This is a genomic window from Gemella sp. zg-570, assembly GCF_018866345.1.
In the GTDB taxonomy this organism is placed as follows: Bacteria; Bacillota; Bacilli; order Staphylococcales; family Gemellaceae; genus Gemelliphila.
Genome location: NZ_CP076443.1, coordinates 1,034,556 through 1,055,746, shown reverse-complemented (window position 1 = coordinate 1,055,746; position 21,191 = coordinate 1,034,556). Strand labels below are relative to the sequence as shown.

At 26.4% G+C, this 21,191-nt stretch carries 22 protein-coding genes and 1 other RNA gene; 20 read left to right on the top strand and 3 right to left on the bottom strand.

Annotation, left to right across the window (positions count from 1 at the left end; genetic code table 11):
* The first annotated feature begins 9 nt into the window (after positions 1–9).
* Positions 10–2,715 carry a phosphoenolpyruvate carboxylase gene (gene ppc, locus KMP11_RS05335; RefSeq protein WP_216279650.1) on the top strand — a complete coding sequence of 902 codons (2,706 nt, stop codon included), beginning with the start codon at positions 10–12 and terminating at the stop codon, positions 2,713–2,715.
* Positions 2,716–2,884: 169 nt separating this feature from the next.
* Here the strand turns inward: ppc and guaC are convergent, their stop codons facing one another.
* Both guaC and pcp read right to left on the bottom strand, forming a co-directional pair.
* Positions 2,885–3,859, bottom strand: coding sequence for a GMP reductase (gene guaC / locus KMP11_RS05330; protein WP_371741374.1), 975 nt, complete (start codon positions 3,857–3,859; stop codon positions 2,885–2,887).
* 193 nt (positions 3,860–4,052) lie between these two features.
* Positions 4,053–4,700 carry a pyroglutamyl-peptidase I gene (gene pcp / locus KMP11_RS05325; RefSeq protein ID WP_216279648.1) on the bottom strand — a complete coding sequence of 216 codons (648 nt, stop codon included), beginning with the start codon at positions 4,698–4,700 and terminating at the stop codon, positions 4,053–4,055.
* Positions 4,701–5,000: 300 nt separating this feature from the next.
* On the opposite strand from pcp, the gene KMP11_RS07685 reads away from it, so the two are divergent.
* The 6 genes from KMP11_RS07685 (at position 5,001) to KMP11_RS07675 (ending at position 8,852) form a co-directional block, all read left to right on the top strand.
* The gene (locus KMP11_RS07685; RefSeq protein ID WP_252344641.1) at positions 5,001–5,231 is read left to right on the top strand and encodes an ABC-2 transporter permease; all 231 of its coding nucleotides are present in this window, start codon (positions 5,001–5,003) and stop codon (positions 5,229–5,231) included.
* Between the two features lie 59 nt (positions 5,232–5,290).
* An RNA gene (gene ffs / locus KMP11_RS05315) (signal recognition particle sRNA large type) lies at positions 5,291–5,554 on the top strand.
* A gap of 60 nt (positions 5,555–5,614) precedes the next feature.
* Positions 5,615–6,961 (top strand): MATE family efflux transporter, encoded by a 1,347-nt coding sequence (locus KMP11_RS05310; protein ID WP_215755770.1) that lies wholly within the window; start codon positions 5,615–5,617, stop codon positions 6,959–6,961.
* A 27-nt stretch (positions 6,962–6,988) separates the two neighbouring features.
* Positions 6,989–7,696: a CPBP family intramembrane glutamic endopeptidase gene (locus tag KMP11_RS05305; RefSeq protein ID WP_215755771.1), complete on the top strand. Its 708-nt coding sequence runs from the start codon at positions 6,989–6,991 to the stop codon at positions 7,694–7,696.
* 8 nt (positions 7,697–7,704) lie between these two features.
* Complete coding sequence (locus tag KMP11_RS07680) at positions 7,705–8,304, top strand: MFS transporter (RefSeq protein WP_252344642.1); 600 nt, start codon at positions 7,705–7,707, stop codon at positions 8,302–8,304.
* Positions 8,301–8,852, top strand: coding sequence for an MFS transporter (locus tag KMP11_RS07675; protein WP_252344643.1), 552 nt, complete (start codon positions 8,301–8,303; stop codon positions 8,850–8,852). The genes KMP11_RS07680 and KMP11_RS07675 overlap by 4 nt, the downstream gene beginning before the upstream one ends.
* A 29-nt stretch (positions 8,853–8,881) precedes the next feature.
* Here KMP11_RS07675 and KMP11_RS05295 read toward each other — a convergent pair whose 3' ends face one another.
* Positions 8,882–9,730: an RluA family pseudouridine synthase gene (locus KMP11_RS05295; RefSeq protein ID WP_215755772.1), complete on the bottom strand. Its 849-nt coding sequence runs from the start codon at positions 9,728–9,730 to the stop codon at positions 8,882–8,884.
* Positions 9,731–9,899: 169 nt separating this feature from the next.
* Between KMP11_RS05295 and KMP11_RS05290 the strand changes: the two genes are divergently transcribed.
* The 13 genes from KMP11_RS05290 to KMP11_RS05230 all read left to right on the top strand — a co-directional run bounded on the left by KMP11_RS05290 (position 9,900) and on the right by KMP11_RS05230 (position 21,174).
* Positions 9,900–12,491: an ATP-dependent Clp protease ATP-binding subunit gene (locus KMP11_RS05290; RefSeq protein WP_305798416.1), complete on the top strand. Its 2,592-nt coding sequence runs from the start codon at positions 9,900–9,902 to the stop codon at positions 12,489–12,491.
* 79 nt (positions 12,492–12,570) lie between these two features.
* Positions 12,571–13,125 (top strand): GNAT family N-acetyltransferase, encoded by a 555-nt coding sequence (locus KMP11_RS05285; RefSeq protein WP_216279646.1) that lies wholly within the window; start codon positions 12,571–12,573, stop codon positions 13,123–13,125.
* On the top strand, positions 13,125–13,691 hold the full coding sequence (locus tag KMP11_RS05280; protein ID WP_215755774.1) for a hypothetical protein: 567 nt from the start codon (positions 13,125–13,127) through the stop codon (positions 13,689–13,691). Before KMP11_RS05285 ends, KMP11_RS05280 begins: the two co-directional genes overlap by 1 nt.
* Before the next feature lie 15 nt (positions 13,692–13,706).
* Positions 13,707–14,354: an aspartate/glutamate racemase family protein gene (locus tag KMP11_RS05275; RefSeq protein WP_215755775.1), complete on the top strand. Its 648-nt coding sequence runs from the start codon at positions 13,707–13,709 to the stop codon at positions 14,352–14,354.
* A gap of 6 nt (positions 14,355–14,360) precedes the next feature.
* A complete protein-coding gene (locus KMP11_RS05270; RefSeq protein ID WP_215755776.1) occupies positions 14,361–15,704 on the top strand; it encodes a DUF2130 domain-containing protein in 1,344 nt (447 codons plus the stop codon).
* Between the two features lie 8 nt (positions 15,705–15,712).
* The gene (locus KMP11_RS05265; protein ID WP_252344644.1) at positions 15,713–16,576 is read left to right on the top strand and encodes a DMT family transporter; all 864 of its coding nucleotides are present in this window, start codon (positions 15,713–15,715) and stop codon (positions 16,574–16,576) included.
* A 17-nt stretch (positions 16,577–16,593) separates the two neighbouring features.
* Positions 16,594–17,427 carry a C39 family peptidase gene (locus tag KMP11_RS05260; RefSeq protein WP_216279645.1) on the top strand — a complete coding sequence of 278 codons (834 nt, stop codon included), beginning with the start codon at positions 16,594–16,596 and terminating at the stop codon, positions 17,425–17,427.
* A 68-nt stretch (positions 17,428–17,495) separates the two neighbouring features.
* The gene (locus KMP11_RS05255) at positions 17,496–18,215 is read left to right on the top strand and encodes an MBL fold metallo-hydrolase (RefSeq protein ID WP_215755778.1); all 720 of its coding nucleotides are present in this window, start codon (positions 17,496–17,498) and stop codon (positions 18,213–18,215) included.
* Positions 18,216–18,228: 13 nt separating this feature from the next.
* Entirely contained in the window at positions 18,229–18,864 is a 636-nt protein-coding gene (locus tag KMP11_RS05250) for an NfeD family protein (protein ID WP_215755779.1), read from the top strand.
* Between the two features lie 18 nt (positions 18,865–18,882).
* Positions 18,883–19,872 carry a flotillin-like protein FloA gene (gene floA / locus KMP11_RS05245; RefSeq protein ID WP_215755819.1) on the top strand — a complete coding sequence of 330 codons (990 nt, stop codon included), beginning with the start codon at positions 18,883–18,885 and terminating at the stop codon, positions 19,870–19,872.
* A 9-nt stretch (positions 19,873–19,881) separates the two neighbouring features.
* Positions 19,882–20,295 carry a hypothetical protein gene (locus KMP11_RS05240; protein ID WP_215755780.1) on the top strand — a complete coding sequence of 138 codons (414 nt, stop codon included), beginning with the start codon at positions 19,882–19,884 and terminating at the stop codon, positions 20,293–20,295.
* A gap of 10 nt (positions 20,296–20,305) precedes the next feature.
* Entirely contained in the window at positions 20,306–20,608 is a 303-nt protein-coding gene (locus KMP11_RS05235; protein ID WP_215755781.1) for a hypothetical protein, read from the top strand.
* 179 nt (positions 20,609–20,787) lie between these two features.
* A complete protein-coding gene (locus tag KMP11_RS05230; protein ID WP_215755782.1) occupies positions 20,788–21,174 on the top strand; it encodes a hypothetical protein in 387 nt (128 codons plus the stop codon).
* Positions 21,175–21,191 lie beyond the last annotated feature (17 nt).

The window sequence follows — 21,191 nt, the reverse complement described above, 5'->3', positions numbered from 1 at the left end:
GTGAGTGTGTTGGCTATTAAAAAATTAGAAAGTAGTAATAACAAAGATATTATTAATGAAGAAATAGAAATACTAACAGAATTATTAGATTCTGCTACTAAGAAAATTGCCACAGAAGAAACTCTAAATAAAATAAAAGAAATAAAAATATTAGCAGACATATCATATTATAAAGATTTAAAGAAAAAAGTTGAGTTGCTAAATAATGAAGAAATAGAAATAGTTGCTAGATATTTTTCTTTATTACCACTACTAATAAATATTTCTGAAGATGTTGATTTGGCTTATGAAATAAATTATAAAAATAATACTGACGAATTATATTTAGGGAAATTATCAAAAACGATAGAAGATGTTTCTAAACTAGATAATTGTAAAGAAATATTAGAAAAAGTTAATATAGTACCAGTTTTAACCGCTCATCCTACACAAGTTCAGCGTAAGAGTATGCTCGATTTGAATAATAAAATTCATAATTTATTAAGAAAACACAGAGATGTAAAATTAGGTTTAATAAATAAAGAAAAATGGTACAAAGAATTAAAAAGATATATAGAAATAATTGTACAAACAGATATTATTCGTGAAAAAAAATTAAAAGTACCCAATGAAATAAGTAATGTAATGCAATATTACAATACTTCATTATTGCAAGCTATTACGAGTTTATCAATAAAATACAAAAAATTAGCAGAAGAAAAGAATATAAATTTAGAAAATGTATCTCCTATTACAATGGGCATGTGGATAGGAGGAGATAGAGATGGAAATCCTTATGTAACAGCAGAAACTCTTGAAACTGCTGCTAGATTACAATTTGAAGTTGTAATTAGTTACTACAAAGAAAAAATATTTGATTTATACAGAGCCTACTCTATGTCAACTAATTTAATGGCTACAACAGAAGAACTAGAATTATTAGCAAAAAATTCATCTGACAATTCGGAATTTAGGGAAAAAGAACCTTACAGAAAAGCCCTGTATCAAATAAGTATTAAATTAGAAAATACACAAGCAATTCTATTTGAAGATGATGAACTAAGTAATAAAAATACTAAAGATTATTACAAAAATTCATCAGAATTGAAAAATGAATTACTTGTTGTAAAAAATTCTTTGATAATTAATGGCGGAAAAACTTTAGTAGAAGGTGATTTAGAAGAATTATTACAAGCAATAGATGTCTTTGGTTTTCACTTAGCTAGTATAGATATGCGTCAAGATTCAAGTGTACATGAAGAGTGTATTGCCGAGTTATTAAAATCAGCTAATATTGAATTAGATTATTCTTCACTTTCAGAAGAAGAAAAATGTAAAATATTGCTAAGACAAATAAAAGAAGACCCTAGATTATTATCAGCTACAAATATTGCAAAATCAGAAATACTAAAAAAAGAGTTGGAAATTTTTAAAAAAGCTAGAATTTTAAAAGATAAACTTGGAGATGATATAATTAAACAAAGTATAATATCTCATACAACAAGTGTGTCAGACTTGTTAGAGTTGTCAGTTTTACTTAAAGAAGTAGGGCTTGTAGAAAAAGAATTTTCTAGGATTCAAATAGTTCCTCTTTTTGAAACAATAGAAGACTTGAGAAATTCTGTTCAAGTTATGACCGATTATCTTAGTATAGATGTTGTTAAAGTTTGGGTAGAAGATAATAATACCTATCAAGAAATTATGCTAGGTTATTCTGATAGTAATAAAGATGGAGGATATTTATCTTCTGGTTGGACCTTGTATAAGGCTCAAAAGCAACTTTCTTCACTAGGTAAAAAATTTAATATTAATATAACATTTTTCCATGGTAGAGGAGGAACAGTAGGTCGTGGTGGTGGCCCTAGCTATGAATCTATATTATCCCAACCACTTGGAAGTTTAAATAATAAAATTAGAATAACAGAACAAGGAGAAGTTATAGGTACTAAGTACGGCAACAAAGATTCTGCTTATTACAATTTAGAAACTCTTATCTCTGCAACTATTGATAGAATTACAGGTAGTTTAGAAATATATAATACAAAAAAAATATATGAAGATGTAATGAATGAAGTAGTGTCAGATAGTTATAAATTATATAGAGATTTAGTTTTTGATAATAAGAATTTTTATGATTATTTTTTTGATGCAACACCGATTAAAGAAATTTCTAGTTTAAATATAGGATCAAGACCTGCCGCTAGAAAAATAATTACAGAAATAAGTGGTTTAAGAGCAATACCTTGGGTATTTTCTTGGTCGCAAAATAGGGTAATGCTCCCAGGTTGGTACGGAGTAGGTTCTTCTTTTGCAAATTATATAAAAAAAGATAAAAACAATTTATCAATTTTACAAAAAATGTATTTGGAATGGCCGTTTTTTAAATCATTACTATCAAATGTTGATATGGTACTTGCAAAAACAGATATGACCATAGCCAAAGAATATGCAAAATTATCTGGTAAAGATGATACGATAAAAGTATTTGAGATTATTCATAATGAATGGAAGATTACAAAAGATGTGATTTTAGCTATTCAAAATCATAAGGAATTATTAGAAGATAATGATTATTTACGTTACAGTTTAAAAAATAGATTGCCTTACTTTAATACCTTAAATTATATACAAATAGAATTAATTAAAAGAAATAGATTTAATAATATAAATTCTTATAAAAAATCTATACATACAACTATAAATGGAATAGCAACAGGATTAAGAAATTCTGGATAAAATAAAACTTGTACAATATAATCGTTGATATATTGTAGATACACAAAAATAATTTAATATAAAAAAATAGAAAGTATATCAACAAAAAATAACAAAAAAATTATTTACAGTTGGATACTTACAAAAAAGTAAAAAAGGAAAGATATTTTTATCTTTCCTTTTTGTTTTATTATCTATCACCATTAAAAATAGAATTTTTAACAATAACATAATCTACTTTTTGAAGAGAAGCTAAATTTTTTCCACCAGCATAAGAAATTGAAGATTGTAAATCTTGTTGCATTTCTATTAAGGTAGCAAATAAATCTCCCTTGTGTGAAGTTAGAATTTTTTTACCTTCAACATTTTTTCTTTCGCCTTTTTGGAATTCAGAAGCACTTCCGAAATATTCTTTAAATTTTTCACCATTAATTTCTATTGTTTCACCTGGACTTTGTTCATGACCAGCAAATAGAGAACCTATCATAACGAATGCTGCACCAAATCTAATAGATTTTGCAATATCTCCATGATTTCTTATTCCACCATCTGCAATTATAGGTTTACTTGTAGCTTTTTGACACCAACGAAGTGCAGCTAGTTGCCAACCTCCAGTACCAAATCCTGTTTTTAATTTTGTTATACAAACTTTTCCTGGTCCTATACCAACTTTTGTCGCATCTGCCCCAGCATTTTCTAATTCACGAACAGCTTCTGGTGTTCCAACATTTCCTGCTATTACAAATGAAGTTGGTAAATGTTCTTTTATAAATTTAATCATTTCAATTACTTTATTTGAGTGCCCATGTGCTATATCTATTGTAATGTATTCAGGAATTAAATTGTTTTCTTTAAGTTCTAATACAAAATCAAATTCTACTGGTTTGATACCAATACTTATAGATGAATATAATCCTAGTTCATTCATTCTTTTTACAAAATTTAATCTTCTTTCTGGATTAAATCTGTGCATTATGTAAAAATAACCCTTGCTTGCTAATTCTTCAGCAAGTTTTTCATCTATAATAGTCTGCATATTTGCAGGGACTACTGGTAATTTAAAAGTTCTATTTCCTAATTTAATTTCTGTATTACATTCAGACCTACTTTCAACTATACATTTGTTCGGAATTAATTGTACATCCTCATAGTCAAAAATTCTCATATCATTAATCATGGTCGTCCTCCAAAGTTTTGAATTTTGGTTATTTAAACCATAAATATATTACATTAATTTTAAAATTTTGTAAAGGAATTTTATAAAAAATAAAAATATTCGTCTTTAAAATAAATTTTTATGTTTTTTGAATTTTAAATAAAACAAAAATCGAATTTTTAGTTTATATTAATATTCGTTTTTAATATTCCTTGCCAGCTTCTAATAATAAATCTGATTTATTGTGGTATTCTAAGGAAGTAGAAATTATTATTTTTATGGCTTGAACAAGTTTTTCAATTTCTATATATGGTGTTTGGTCATCGTGTACTTGTTCTTTGATATATGGAATATGAATAAATCCTGTTTTGAAATTATATTTTGTGTTAGATAAATATAGGGATTGATACATTATATGATTACAAACAAATGTTCCAGCACTGTTAGAAATTTCAGTAGGAATATTATTTTTTATTAATTCAGAGTATATAGCCTTTATAGGTAAGGTAGAAAAGTAGGCAGTTGAACCATTTTCTTGAATGATTTTATCAAGTGGTCGATTACCCTCATTATCTGCTATTCTTGCGTCATCAATATTTATTGCAACACGTTCTACAGCTATTTTTTTTCTGTCTTTACCACCAGCTTGACCAACACAAATTACTATATCTGGTTTGTGTGAATCTATTTCTTTTTTTAGCATTTCTGCACTCTTGTTAAATACTGTTGGAATTATTTTTTTAATTAGCAAAATATCATTTAATTTATCAGGCAATCTATACACTATTTCTGCAGATGAATTAAGTTTATCATTGCCAAATGCTTCAAAACCAGTTATTAGAACTTTCATTATTATATTCTCCTAAAAATATATTTTATTTGATTATAAATTAATATAATCTGCACGTCAACTGGGTTAATTTTAAAATTATAAAACTAAATTTTGTTTGAAAATTAAAATTTTAAGTGTTAATATAAAATGAGTAGGTGAGAATATATCAAGAGAAGAAAAATTTAAAAGTATTATTACTAATATTGATAATTCAGAATATCATACAATAGTTTCAATATTTGGAAATGTTGGTAAAGCTATTTGTATAATACTACTTGTATTACAAATGGGGAGGTCAGGTTCTACATTTCTATTTAAATGACTTCACAATTTTTCCAAACCCTGTATCCTAAAATTCCATTTACTTATGCTGTGTCGCTTATGAGAGAAGCGGTAGGCGGAGTATATTATCCTTCGGCTACAGGGGATATACTATATTTATTATTTTATTTTGTAATATTTTTACTTGCAGGATTGGGTGTAAATATATTCAAAGATTTAGTTAATAAACCGAGCAAAAATAAAGAAAAATATCCACTATTTTTATAAATAAAATATTTTACAAAACATTTTACATTGCAATTTCTTTTTCAATTTGTTATAATGTTATTTGCTAGGTGGGGAGTTAGCGGTGCCCTGTACTTGCAATCCGCTTTAGCAAGGCTGAATACCAAGATTCGGGTAGTTTGCGTGATGACGAGTTTAGCACGTGGTGTTGAGATTGAGGCATCTTATGACGTAATAATTATGAACCATGTCAGGTCAGGAATGAAGCAGCATTAAGTAATTTTTTACGGGTGTGAGTATTTGTCAAGGTTGAGCTGGCGACTAAACTAACGGTTGTGTTAGCTATTCAACTCTTGGTTGCATATTTGTTTTTATTTTAACCGACTAAGTCATTAGTCGGTTTATTTTTATAAAGGAGTTTAAAGATGTACGAGGGTAAAAATACAAAAGAACAAATAATAATTTTTATAAAATTATTATTTCCAGTATTAATTTATCAGATGATATCATACTCATCTAATATGATAGGAACATTTATGGCTGGACATTATAGTTCAAAAGATTTGGCTGGTATTAGTATGGGAGTTAATATTTGGAATCCTATTTTCTCAGTTATTTCTACCTTGGTAGTTGCTATTGTTCCCATAGTTTCTCATTTAGTTGGCAAAGGTAGAGAAAGTGAAATACCTACTAAGCTTAGACAGTTTATATACATAGCCTTAATAATTTCAACTGTAATAGCAGTAATCTTAAATTTATTTTCAGAAGTTTTGGTTGATAAGTTGGGTATCTCTTCTGAAATTTCAGGAATTACTAAAAATTTTTTAAAATATCAAAGTTATGGTTTAATACCAATAACTCTTTATGTAACATTGAGGTCTTTTATTGATAGTTTGGGACTGACTAGAATTTCTATGATTATGATGTTTATATATGTTCCAGTAAATATTTTACTTAGCTATGCCTTGATATTTGGTAAGTTTGGTTTTTATGAATTTGGTGGAGTAGGTATTGCCATCTCGGTAAACATCACCTACATATTTTCTTTGTTCTTGGCAATTTTTATAATATTAAATCATCCTAAAATAAAAAAATATAATATTTTTAAAATAGAGAAAATAAAATTTAAACATTGGCCAGAAATATTTAAGTTAGGACTACCCATGTCGCTTGCAGTTTTACTTGAAACTTTTATGTTTTCAGCCTTATCAATCATGATAAGTATTTTTGATACTTATACCATTGCTGCCCACCAAAGTTCTCTTAACTTTGCAGGTTTTTTATATTCTTTACCCATGAGTATTTCTAGTGCTTTAACCATAGTTGTATCCTATCACTTAGGAGCTAAAAATTATAAGCTAGCAAATAAATATGTAAATATTGGAACTTTAGTTTCGATAATATTTTCTGTAATAACGGCAGTGCTAATATTAATATTTAGGTCTAAAATACCATATCTATACGGAAGTGATGAAAGTTTTGTAATAATTGCAAAAGACTTATTAATATTTGTTGTAGGATTTGTAATTTTTGATTCTTTTTCAGCTTCCTTAGTTGGAGTTTTACGAGCTTATAAAAAAGTTTTACCTACTTGTTTTTCGCAGATAGTAGGATTTTATATTTTCGCTCTACCTCTAGCTTACTATTTAGTTTATATAAAAAAAATTGGAGTTTCAGGTTTATGGATATCGTGGGTTTTAGGATTAGGTATTTATTCAATATTAATGACAAGCTACTACGTTAAATTTTTAAGAAATAAATATACAAGATAATTTAATAATTTTTTGGAGTGATTTATAATGAAATTAAATTTTAAAAATGGAAAAATTTTACCTGTTTTAGTTTTTGTTGGAATTTATCTATTGTCCTTAATAGTTCTTCCTTATTCTAGTGTAAAATATTTTAAAATAAATAATACTGAAATGATTTATAATTTAATGCTACTATATAATTTTTTAGCAGCAGTTATAATTATATTTTTTACAAGTAAATATAAAATTAATTCTATTGAAAAAGAGGGAAGTAAATATAATATACTAATGTCAATATTTTTTTCAATACTTGGTTTCTTAGCCATGTATTTGCTACAAATATGTATAGGTATTTTATTACAGATATTTTCAAAAATTTTTGGTTTTGAAGTTGCTAGTCAAAACACAGCAGATATCGTAAAAATAATAAAAAAAATACCAATATTTTCAATTTATGTATTGATTTTAGCACCTATTTTAGAAGAATTAGTATTTAGAAAAATTATATTTGGTTATCTTTATGATATTTTATATAGCAAATACGAATGGATAAGATTTTTATTTGCAGCGGTATTATCTGGTATACTTTTTGCTATTCCACACGATGGATTTTCACCAGTCATGTTATTATATATAGCACTATCTATATTATTTTGTTTTTTATATAAAATTACTGGTAGAATATCTGTTTCGATAATAGCTCATTCTTTAATGAATTTAGTTGTTGTTTTAGCCCAGATATACCTTATTAAGTAGGTGATAAAATGAAAGCAAAAAATTGGTTGGCAATTAATTATTTTTTACAATATGCAGTTCAAGGAGTATTTTTTCAATATTGGTTAGTTTACTTAACAGGAGTGAAAAAACTTTCTATTTTAGAAGCAAGTGGTATTTTTTCTATGGTCTATCTAGCTAGATTTTTAGGAGGAGTATTTTTCGCATCATATTTAATAAGAGTATTTGGAATGAAAAAATCATATAGGATAATATCAATAGGCGGATTTTTAGCTACTCTTATGTACGGTTTTACAGATAGTAAATTAAGTTTAATAGTAGTTACATTTCTTATAGGAATAACATTTTTCACCCTAACGCCACTTACAGAAACAACAGCGTCAATATTTTTAAAAGAAGCGGGTATTGATTATGGTAAAGTTAGAGTTTTTGGTTCTTTTTCTTTTATGTTAATAGGTATTTCTGTCGGGGCAGTATTATATTACATTAATAATGATTTTATATATTATGCTATGGTATTTCTTGTAGGACTTTATTGTGTTTTTATATGTTCAAAAATGCCTAAATTAGTAGATACAATAAAAGTTTACGGCAATGAAAATAAAGAAAAAAATCTTTTTCTTGGATGAAAAATGACTATAATGCAATACTTATTATTTTAGTTTATTTCTTGCTACAATTAAGTCATTCAGCCTACAATAATTACAGCGTACTTTATATAGAAAGTCTTAATATTTCTAAGAAATGGCTTACGGGTTTAGTGGTAAATATATCTGTAATTTCAGAAATTATTTTTTTTATTTTTTCTAGTAAACTTGTTCGCAAAGTTGAAGCTAAAAATTTATTATTATTTTCTTGTTTTATTGCAAGTTTAAGATGGTTCTTACTCGGTATTTTTCAAAATGTATATATTTTTGCACTAACACAAGTTACTCACGCAATAACTTTTGCACTTGCACAACTAGCTTTTGTTTTAATATTAAATAGTAAATTTTCAGTTGATAAAACTCTGGATATGCAAAGCCTATATAGTTCTATTTGTTTTCAATTATCGGCTTTTATAGGAATGTATGTCGTAGGTTCTATTTGGGATACTAGCACACAGCTAGTATTTTATGTATCTTCGTTTATAGCTTTAATGGCATTAATAATTTCTTTTAAAATAAAATTTGAATAAATAAAAAGTAGTAGGTAAAAAAATATCTGCTACTTTATTATTTTATCAAAATCATTTTTCAATGAAGAAGTTATCAAAATAATTTTATTAGTTACAGGATGATTAAATTCTAATTTTAATGCACCCAGGTACATATTTTTAAATTTATAAAAATCTTTTGAATAAAGTTTATCTCCAACAATGCTAGAATTTAGATGTGCTAGATGAACTCTTATTTGATGAGTTCTTCCTGTTTCTAATGAAATACAAACTTTATAAAAATCTTTATTTAATTTTTCACATGAAAGAATATTAGTTATAGCTTGTTTACCTTGACTTACCACTGCCATTTTATTTTTTTCTATTCTATCCCTACCTATATTTGTCATAATTTGTTGAGGTTTTATATATTTTTTTATAATAGCCGAGTAAAATCTTTTTATATATTTTTTCTCCAGCATATAATCTAGTTTTGATTTAATTAAGGGGCTTTTAGCAAAAATTACAAGCCCGCAAGTATCGGTATCTAATCTGTGTATTGGTTCTAAATAAATATAGTCTTTTATTAAATAGTTGAGCAGTGTATTATCTTCTACTTCTTTATCGTTAGGATGAGTTTTTATTCCGAAGGGTTTAGAAACAACTAGTAAAAAATCATCTTCATATTCTTTTGTAATTTTTATTTCATCATTAATTTTATATTTTGATTTAGCTAAAATAATATTTATTTTTATTACATCATTTTTTTTGACAGTCTCTTCTAATTTAACGATTTTTCCATTTAATGTTACTGCTTCTTTTTCCATATTAATTTTATGAATATTTTTTTTCGACAGCATTAAAAAATTTTGTAAAAATAATCTTACACTCTTGTAATCTTCCTTAGCAACAAATTTCATTTTAAATTCCATTCTAATTTTAATATTATAAATTTAATTTTAACATTAATAATTTTTTTTGTAAAATTGAAAAATAAGTATTGTCAAAAAAGGTCAGAGGTTGTATAATAATTTTAAAGTCAAAAAAGGTCAAAATAAAAATTATAAATTTGTTAAGGAGGTTTCTATGATTAATATTGATAAAATGACACTTGCTGTAAAAGAAATTCTAGCTAAAACACAAGAAAAAGCCTTAGAAATAAAAAGTCAAAATATAACATCAGATATGTTAATATTGTCAGCTCTTAAGTCAAAAAATTTATTTTCAGATATTTTAAACAGAATAAATATTGATAGTAAAAGTTTAAAATATGAATTAGAACAAGAATTATTAAAAATAAATGATGTTGTTGGAGAAAATATAAATTATGGGGCTTATATGTCAAATGATTTAATAGCTTTATTAAATGAAGCAGACAAGTATAGAGAAAAAAATAAGGATGAATTTCTTTCTGCTGAGCATTTACTTTTAGGGGCATATATTAAGAATGCTATTTTTAAAAAATATTTAGATAAGGTATCTAGCTTAAAAGATTTAATAATTTTAATTGAAAAAATTAGAGGAGGTAAAAAGGTAATGAATGATAATCCAGAAATCACTTATGAAGTTTTAGAAAAATACGGTCGTGATTTAGTTGAAGAAGTAAAAACAGGTAAGATAGACCCGGTGATTGGTAGAGATGATGAAATTAGAAATTTAATTAGAATACTATCGAGAAAAACAAAAAACAATCCAGTTTTAATAGGAGAACCAGGTGTCGGAAAGACGGCTATTGTTGAAGCATTAGCACAGAGAATTGTAAGAGGTGATGTTCCAGAATCACTAAAAAATAAAACTGTTTTTGAATTAGACTTACCTAGTTTGGTTGCTGGTGCAAAATATCGTGGAGAATTTGAAGAAAGATTAAAAGCAGTTTTAGAAGAAATTAAGGAACATAATGGCAATATAATTTTATTTATTGATGAAATTCACATGCTAGTAGGTGCTGGTAAAACAGACGGAGCCATGGATGCTGGGAATATTTTAAAACCTATGCTAGCCAGAGGAGAGTTACGTTGTATAGGTGCAACCACACTTAATGAATATAGAAATTATATAGAAAAAGATTCAGCCCTAGAAAGACGTTTCCAAAAGATTTTAGTAAAAGAACCAAATGTTGATGATACAATTTCTATTTTAAGAGGTTTAAAAGAAAGATTCGAAATATATCATAATGTAAAAATTTCAGATAGGGCAATAGTTTCAGCAAGTAAATTATCTAATAGGTACATAACGGATAGATTTTTACCAGACAAGGCGATTGATTTAATAGACCAAGCATGTGCGACTATTAAAACAGAAAATTCTTCTAACCCTGTTGAATTAGATAGTATTAACAGAAAAGTAATGCTCTTAGAAATAGAAGAAAAAGCCCTATCCCAAGAAAATGATGAAATTTCTAAAAAACGTATTTTAGGAGTAAAAGAAGAACTAGCAGAACTAAGAGAAAAACAAAAAAAATTACAACTACAAGTTGACAAAGAAAAAGAAAAACTTGAAGCTCTTAGTAAGATTAGGTATGAAATTGACAAGGTTAAACTAGAATTAGAAAGGGCAGAAAATTCTTATAATCTTGAAAAAGCCTCAGAATTAAAATATGCAACCTTACCTAAATTAGAAAATGAATTATCAAATTTAGAAAAAGAATTAGACTTAAATGAAAATAAACTTTTAAAACAAGAAGTTACAGAAGAAGATATTTCTTACATAATAAGTCAGATGACTGGCATCCCCCTATCTAAGTTAATAGAAACAGAAAAAGAAAGACTTTTAAACTTAGAAGCAACTTTACACGAAAGAGTATTAGGTCAAGATGATGCGGTAGCTAGTGTAACAAATGCAATTCTTAGGTCAAGAGCAGGAATTTCAGACCCGAATAGACCCATAGGTTCATTTTTATTCTTAGGACCTACTGGCGTAGGAAAAACAGAATTAGCAAAATCCTTAGCCTTAAATTTATTTGATGATGAAAAAAATATTGTCAGAATAGATATGAGCGAATACATGGAAAAACATTCTGTAAGTAGATTAATTGGAGCTCCTCCTGGTTATGTGGGTTATGAAGAGGGCGGTCAACTAACTGAAATTGTCAGAAGAAATCCCTACTCTATAATATTATTAGATGAAGTAGAAAAAGCACATACAGATGTATTTAATATTTTACTTCAATTATTGGATGAGGGCAGTCTTACAGATTCTAAAGGAGTAAAAGTTGATTTTAAAAATACTATAATAATTATGACCTCTAACATAGGTTCACTAGAATTATTAGAAAATCATTCAGAAGAAAAAATTTCAGAATTGACTAAAGAAATAATAAAAAATAAATTATACACTTATTTCAAACCAGAAATTTTAAATAGGATAGATGATATAATAATATTCAATCCTCTAACAGAAAATAATGTAAAAGATATAACGAGAAAATTATTAAAAGATTTGGCAGGACGTTTATATAATCAAAATATTAATTTATATTATGACGATAATATTTTAACGTGGGTTGCAAAATCATCTTATGATAAAAATTTTGGAGCAAGACCAATAAAAAGATTTATACAAGCAAATATAGAAAACATCTTAGCAAAAGAAATAATAAAAAAATTTGATAATAAAAAAATTGATATTAAAATAACATTCACGAATAAATTAGAAGTATATATTGATAAAAACACAGATTAATTTCTGTGTTTTTATTATTTTCTTTTTAAAAGTAATATTCCGTGATATAATTTTATTAAACTTATAAAGGAGTAGTGCAATGTCTAATATTAAAATTAGAATGGCAAAAGTTTCTGATTCTCAAGAATTAGTAAATATATATAAATATTATGTAGAAGAAACAAATATAACTTTTGAGTATGACCTGCCTAGTGTTGATGAATTTTCTAATAGAATAAAAAAAATTTTAGAAAAATATCCCTACCTAGTTGCCCAAAAAAATGGCAAGATAGTTGGCTACACTTATGCAAATTCTTTTAAAGAACGTGTTGCTTATGATTGGAGTGTAGAATTATCAATTTATGTTGATGTCAATGAAAAAGGGCAAGGTATAGGGCAAATGCTGTATAATAAATTACTAGAAATTCTTAGAAAACAAAATATTGTAAATGTATTATCTTGCATTACTTACCCCAACGAAAGTATCATTATTTTTCATGAAAAAAATAATTTTAAAAAAGTTGCTCATTTTAAAAAAGTTGGTTACAAATTTGGAGCTTGGCATGATGTTGTTTGGTATGAAAATTCAATACTAAATTATAAGGATAAGCCTGAAAAAGTAAAATGGATTAATGAAATAAAGGAGTTTATATAATGATGATAGAGCAAATACTAAATACTTATTATGCAGATTATGAAAATAAACCTTTTATTTCTAGTGATAGAGATTTTGATACTTGGTTTAAAGAAGTAAGTGTGTCTAAATCAAAGTTAGTTCCTAAAAGGAATATGCAGTTTACAAAAGAAAATTTACTAGCTGGAGATATTATATTACTTTGGAGAATAAATTTTGGAACTTTCACGACTGAAAGTATAAAGACTGGTTATTATCCTAAATATTTTGAATATAGCTATGGCATAGATGCACCTAGTAATTTAAAAAAATTATTAGAAGATGGATATGTACTTATCAATACTTTGTTAAATTCTTTAGAACATAATAAAATGGATAATTTAAAAGTAGCTTTAAAATCTAAAAATATTAAGGGCATATCAAAACTTAATAAGAAAGAATTACATAGTTTAATTAAAAATAATTTTTCTGAAGAAGAACTAGAACAATTTATATCAGTTAGACTATATAGTTTAACTGATAAAGGAATATTAGCATTAAAAAATAATCAAGAAATAGTAGATAGGCACCCTAAAAAGAAATTTTAAAAAGAAGGTGAATATATGAAAGTAGCTGTTATAGCAGGAACACCCATAGATACAGAATTTGGAGAAAATATTTTAAAAGAAGCTGGCTATAAGGACATAATTGGAATAGCTGTATCAAATAATCCGGTAGAGCAAACAATATTTCAAGCTGCAAGTGATGAATATAAAGAACTACATATAAACAAAATTTTATTGTCGCTAAAAAATAAGTCTTGCAGTAATTTATTTGTATATTGTAATTCTCTTAGTGGGGCTGTTGACTTTAAAAAATTGGCAAAGAAAAATGCTATTAATGTAGTTACGCCTCTAAACGTTTATGAAGATATGGCAAATAAATTTAACAAGGTTGCGGTATTAGCAGCCAATGCTCAAGGACTTGCTGGAATTGAAAAAGTTATGATGACTAAAAATCCTAATCTTGTATTTATAGGCTTTACTTTTTTAGAAATGGTAAAATCAATAGAAAAGAAAGAAGATATTTCTAAAATAGCAAGGGACTTTAAGTTTAAAGAATTGACTGAATTAATAGAATTATACAAGGTAGAAAAAATAATATTAGGTTGTACACATTTCCCTTACATAGAAAAAGAATTAGCAAAGTATACAAATATTGATATACTCAATCCTGCTAAATATATGTTGACCAAGTTAAAAGAAAGGTAGAAAAATATGAAAGATATAAAATGCCCCAACTGTGGAGAAAGTTTTAATATAGATGATAATAAGTATGAAAATATTGTAACCCAAATAAAAAATAAAGAATTTACTGAAGAATTAAATTCTCGTATTAAGCAAGCAGAACAACACTACAAAAAAGATATTGAACTATTAGAAGAAAAAGCCAATAATAAAATAGAAAAAATCTTGACAGAAAAAGAAGCGGATATCCTATCTTTAAAAGCAGTAATTGAAAGTCATGAAAAAGATAAAGAATTAGAAATTATAAACGCACAAAAATCACTAGAAGAAAAAATTAGAGAACAAGAGAAAAAAATATTAGAGTTAGAGGCTAAGAATAAAGAATTATTTAATGAAAAAGAAGCAGAAATTAAAAAATTAATTGAAAGTAGCGATATGAAAATAGCTTTAGAAGTAAATAAGGCTATCTTAGATAAGGATAAAGAACTATCAGAATATAAAAATAAATTAGAATTGCAAGATATACAAAATGAATTATCTAAAAAATCATTACAAGAAAAATTTGATATAGAATTAAGACAAAAAGATGAAGCAATAGCATTTTATAAAGATTTTAAGGCAAAACAATCTACAAAAATGCTGGGAGAAAGTTTAGAGCAACATTGTGAAATAGAATTTAACAAGTTGCGTATGACGGCTTTTCCAAATGCTGTATTTGAAAAAGACAATGATGCAAAAACAGGCAGCAAGGGTGATTATATTTATCGTGAATTTGACAAATTAGGAATTGAAATAATTTCTATTATGTTTGAGATGAAAAATGAAAATGACCAGACTGCCACTAAGAAAAAAAATGAACATTTTTTAAAAGAATTAGACAAGGATAGAAATGAAAAAAAATGTGAGTATGCTGTCCTAGTTTCTATGCTGGAATCAGATAATGAACTCTATAATAACGGAATAGTTGACGTATCTTATCAGTATCCTAAAATGTATGTGGTTAGACCACAATTTTTTATTCCGATAATTACACTTTTAAGAAATGCGGCACTTAATTCTTTAGAATACAAAAGAGATGCAGCTATAATGAGAGAACAAAATATAGATATAGCAAATTTTGAAGAAGATTTAGAAAAATTCAAGTTATCATTTTCTAGAAATTATCAATTAGCTAGCAAAAAATTTAAAACTGCAATAGATGAAATAGATAAGACTATAAGTCATTTGCAAAAAACAAAAGAAGCCTTGCTATCTTCAGACAATAATCTAAGAATAGCTAACAATAAGGCTGAAGAAATTACAATAAAAAAATTAGTAAGAAAAAATCCAACAATGAAAGAAAAATTTGATAATTTGAATAAAAGCAAAAAATAGGTGATAATATGCGTAAAAGAAATAATCTTACCATGGGTATAATATGTATTTTGATTTCTGCGTTAGGTTTTGCTCTAATGTCATTTTTTGTTAAGTTATCTGGAGATTTGCCAGTTACACAAAAAGCATTTTTTAGAAATTTAATAGCGGTCTTAATAGCATTTCTTCCCATAATAAAAAAACATAATAGCATAGTATATCCCAAAGGAAAAAAGTCTTGGTTAGTTCTTTTTTTAAGAGCAAGTACAGGGACAATAGGTTTGTTATGTAATTTTTATGCAGTATCACATTTACATTTAGCTGACGCTTCTGTAATACAAAGGCTATCACCTTTTGTGATTATAATCTTATCGTATTTTATTTTTAAAGAAAATGTAAGTTTATTACAAATGACAACTATAAGTTTAGCTTTTATAGGTGTAGTACTCGTAATAAAACCCAGTTTTGAAAATTTTATGTCTTTAGGAGCCTTGGCAGGACTTGGAACAGCATTTTTCTCAGGTTTTGCCTACACTTGCGTTAGGTATCTAGGTAAAAAAAATATATCAGCTGAATTTATTATCTTATTTTTTTCTGTTTTTTCTTGTTTAGCTACTTTTCCTTTTATGCTGGTAAATTTTAAGGAAATGAGTTATTATCAAATTATGATTTTATTATTTGTAGGAATTACAGGAGCTATCGGTCAATTTGGAGTTACTTATGCCTACAAGTATTCTTCAGCAAATAAAATTTCAATATTTGACTACACACAAATAATATTTTCAGGAACTTTAGGATTTATATTTTTCAATGAGATACCAGATTTTTTAAGTTTATTAGGTTATTTAATTATAATAGCAATGGGTTTTATATTAACATTCTATAAAAGGTAATTACAGGAGAGAAGATTATGAAAAAATATTTACTTGCAATGCCACTACTGATTTTTATTATTCTACTATTTTTTACTGGAGAAACTATAAATGATAGTAATACGGAAATTAAATTTAATAGGGATAATATTATAGGAGTAAAACAACCCTATCCATTTCTACAAAGAGAAGAAGATGTAAATTTAGATTTGAAAGAATATGCTAATGAAAATACAAAAGCTAAGTATATCGCAGATAATTTGTATCGTTTACCACTAACTTATAGAAAAATGTTAGCAAATAATAAAGACGTTACAGATTATATATACGGTTATTTAAATGGCAGTAGAGTTCCTTATAGTCAAGGAGAAACGGTAGGACTTGGAAGAAATTATCCCCTATACATACAGTGGGATAGAAGATGGGGTTATAATAAATTAGGAGAAACTGATATTTCAATAGGGGGTTGTGGACCAACTGTTGTTGCCATGTTACTATCAGGAGAACTTAAGGATATGTCCATAACTCCTGATGTTATTTCTGAAATAGAAGACAAGGCAGGATATTTCACACCGGACGGAACTAGCTGGGGATTTTTTAAATATATAGCAAGATACTATAAAATGAATTATGCAGAAATACCAGTAAATAAAAATTCTATCGACAAGACTTTAAAACAAAATAAACCAATTATAGCTTCAGTAAAACCAGGAAAATTTACTACTGTAGGTCATATAATTCTTATAGTTGGTATTGATAAAGATGGTAACTATATTATAAATGACCCTAATTCTTTGGGTAGAACTTTAAAACCTTGGAGCTACGACGAATTAAAAGTAGAATTAAGAGCCTTATGGTCAATAAGTAAATAGTAGTTTGTATGAAAATCTTTTACTATTTTTTTATTTATGATATAATTATAGAATAAGGAGAGAAATATATGTTATATAAAATTTCTGATAATGTATATTATAGTAAGCATAGATTTACTTATTTAGAACCAGCCATAGGTTATGTAAAAGGTGATAAATACTCAATAATGATAGATGCAGGTAATAGTAAAGAGCAGATAGAAAGATTTTATGAAGATTTAAAATCTAATAACTTGCCACTTCCTATCTATACAGTATTAACTCATCATCACTGGGACCACAGTTTTGGTGCAACCTATATCAATAACACTATAATATCTTCTAAAAAAACAAAAAGCTATCTTGAAGAGATGAGTAAATGGAATTGGGATTACAAGAGTATAGATTACAGAGTAGAACAAAATTTAGAAACAGAATTTAGTGCTAATGTAATGAAAAAAGTATATGCTAATAAAAAAATACAAATAAAAATTCCTGACATAGCAAAAATTAGTGATTTTACTATCAACTTGGGAGATAATGTTGTTTATTTTTATGCAAATGATAACTCTCATTCTGATGATGCATTATTAATTTATGTAAAAAAAGATAGGGTATTATTTTTGGGAGATAGCCATTCTAAAAGTTATAAAACTAAGCCGATGTCCTTTGATAAAATAAAATTATTTAATTATATAGAATTTATTAGTCAATTAGACTTTGAATATGCAGTTCCAGGACATGGAAATCTTTATACAAAAAATAAATTAATAGAGGAGTTAGAAAAAGAATACAATAATATAATTTAAAGGAGGTGTAAGAATGTATATTGCTAGTGATAAATTATATTTAATAGACTTAGTGCTTTTGCTACTAATGTTTTTAAGTTTTTGCCAACAGATGTTTTCTAAAAAATTTAACATGTATGGTATTTTATCAGCATTATCTTTAGCAGCATATATAGCTATTCATACAGTTCAATCTGGAATAAATATATTTGTTTTAGTTCTATTTATTGCTTCTATTTTGCTTATAATAGCAGAGTTATTTGTTCCTGGTGGTATATTGGGAGTATTTGGAACTATAACATTAATTTATTCTATAATTGAAGTTAATAATGAATCCTATACAATTACTTTTATAATTATAATTTCATTTATAGTGTCTAGTATTTGGTGTTTTATTAATATTTATTTGTTTAAAAATAAATTTTTATTCTTAAATAAACTTGTTTTAAATGAAAAAATTACAACAGATGCAGGCTATGTTGCAAAGGAAAGCGACCTAACTTTAATAAATAAAGAATTAATTGCTTTTACAGATTTAAGACCATCAGGGATAGCAATATTTGAAAATGAAAAATATGATGTTGTAACGGAAGGTGAGTTTGTAGAAAAAGGAAATAAATTAATTGTAATTAAAGTTGAAGGTATGCGAATAATAGTTAGAAAAAAATAAAAGGAGATGATTAATATGATGCCAGAGGCAATTTTCACAGGTGTAATAGTTATTGTTTGTATAATAATTATTTCGGTATTTTTTACATTTTTCCCATTGGGATTATGGATTAGTGCAATAGCGGCTGGGGTAAAGGTAAGTATTTTTACTCTTGTTGGTATGAGATTGCGTAGGGTTGTTCCGAGTAGAGTTATAAATCCTATGATAAAAGCTCATAAGGCTGGTTTAGAAGTAACTATAAATCAACTTGAAAGTCATTATTTGGCTGGTGGTAATGTTGATAGAGTTATTAACGCCTTAATTGCAGCTCACAGAGCTAACATAGTAAGTTTATCATTTGAACGTTGTGCAGCCATAGACTTAGCAGGTAGAGATGTACTTCAAGCAGTTCAAATGAGTGTTAATCCAAAAGTTATAGAAACCCCATATATAGCTGGGGTAGCTATTAACGGTATAGAAGTAAAGGCTAAAGCACGTATAACTGTTCGTGCTAATATAGAAAGATTAGTCGGTGGTGCTGGAGAAGATACGGTTATAGCTCGTGTTGGGGAAGGTATCGTTTCTACTATCGGTTCATCAGGTTCTCACACAGTAGTGCTAGAAAATCCTGATAGAATTTCTAAAACAATTTTAGAAAAAGGTTTAGATGCAGGAACAGCTTTTGAAATATTATCTATTGATATTCTTGATGTTGATATTGGTCAAAATATAGGTGCAAATCTACAAACTGAACAAGCCATAGCTGACAAAAATATAGCTCAAGCAAAAGCAGAACAAAGAAGAGCAATGGCAGTAGCCCAAGAACAAGAAATGAAAGCTCGTATTCAAGAAATGCGTGCAAAAGTAGTTGAAGCAGAAGCTGAACTTCCTTTAGCAATGGCTAAAGCATTCCGTGAAGGTAATTTAGGAGTTATGGACTACATGAATTATAAAAACTTAGAAGCTGATACAGGAATGAGAGATTCAATAAAGAAAATGTCACAAGAAGGGATGCAAGAAAATAAATAGGAGGTAAGTATGAATTTTTTAATTTTATCTATACCTATAATATTAATAATCTTGTCTTTAATAGTTGTCTTTGTTTTATCTACGGATAGTAACAAACATCTTAAAAATTTAGATACAAATAATAAATTAAAATTAGAAAGATTAAGAGAACTAGCCTTGGAAGAAGTTAATAAAATAAAAAATATCAATACGAATAAAAAAACTTCTTTAGTAGAAAAAAATAATGAATATCAAAAAAATATACTTAATAAACTAAATGTAGAAAAAGAAAATAGATTAGGAAACTATAGTATTGACACTATAAATAAAAATAAGGTATCAAATGTAACTAGTAATAAAAATTCAAAAAAAATAATTTTTACAAAAAAAAATATAGTCAGAGGAATTATTGCTAGAGAGTATTTCCTTAGAGTAAATAAATAGGAGAAAATCAATGTCTGTCTGGGTAATATTATTTCTTGTATTTGGAATATTACAATTTATAACTGAAAATTATAAAAAAAATAAATATACAAAAAATAAAAAAATAAAAAATAAAATAAAAAAACAATATAACAAAGTAGATAAGCCAAAAGAATTATTGAATTTTAGTAAAGCAACAAATTCAAAAAAACGCAGACAAATTATCGACCGAGAGAATGAAATATTTGCTCCAGAATTTGTAATTTCTAAAGAAAGTCTAGTTCAAGATTTTATTTTCTCAGAAATATTAGATAAGCCAAAATCTAAAAAATAACAACTGTATAAAAGGAGTGGTAAAATATGTATAAAATATTTAACTATATAAGTTATTTTATTTGTTCATTTGTGCCACTTTTTTTATTATTGATTTTGTATTTTTTATTTATAAATAATAAATTACTATTATTTATATTTACTATTTTGTTTTTACACGGCATTTGCTATTTAATGTATATGATATCTTCAAAACCAAATAATATTATTACTTTTCTTCCTACAGAAATAAAAACAACTAAAAAATTTGATTTGAGTTATATATGGTTAATTTTTATTTTTACTTGTATAATAATAGTTGATTTTAAATATTATAATTTTTTTATTGTTGTTTTTGCAGTGCTTTTAATTTTATATAGGATTAAGTTTTTATTTATATCATATACACTTTTATTGTTAGGTTACAAGGTCTACAATATGAGAGGATATCTTGTGTATTCTAAAAAAACAAAAAAAGATATGGAATTACATTTAAAAAAATATAAGTATTTACAAGTTAAAGAAATAACAGATAATATAATTATTGACAAGGATACATATTTATTAAATAAGTATTTTTGTACATAATAAAATTGTTAAGGAGA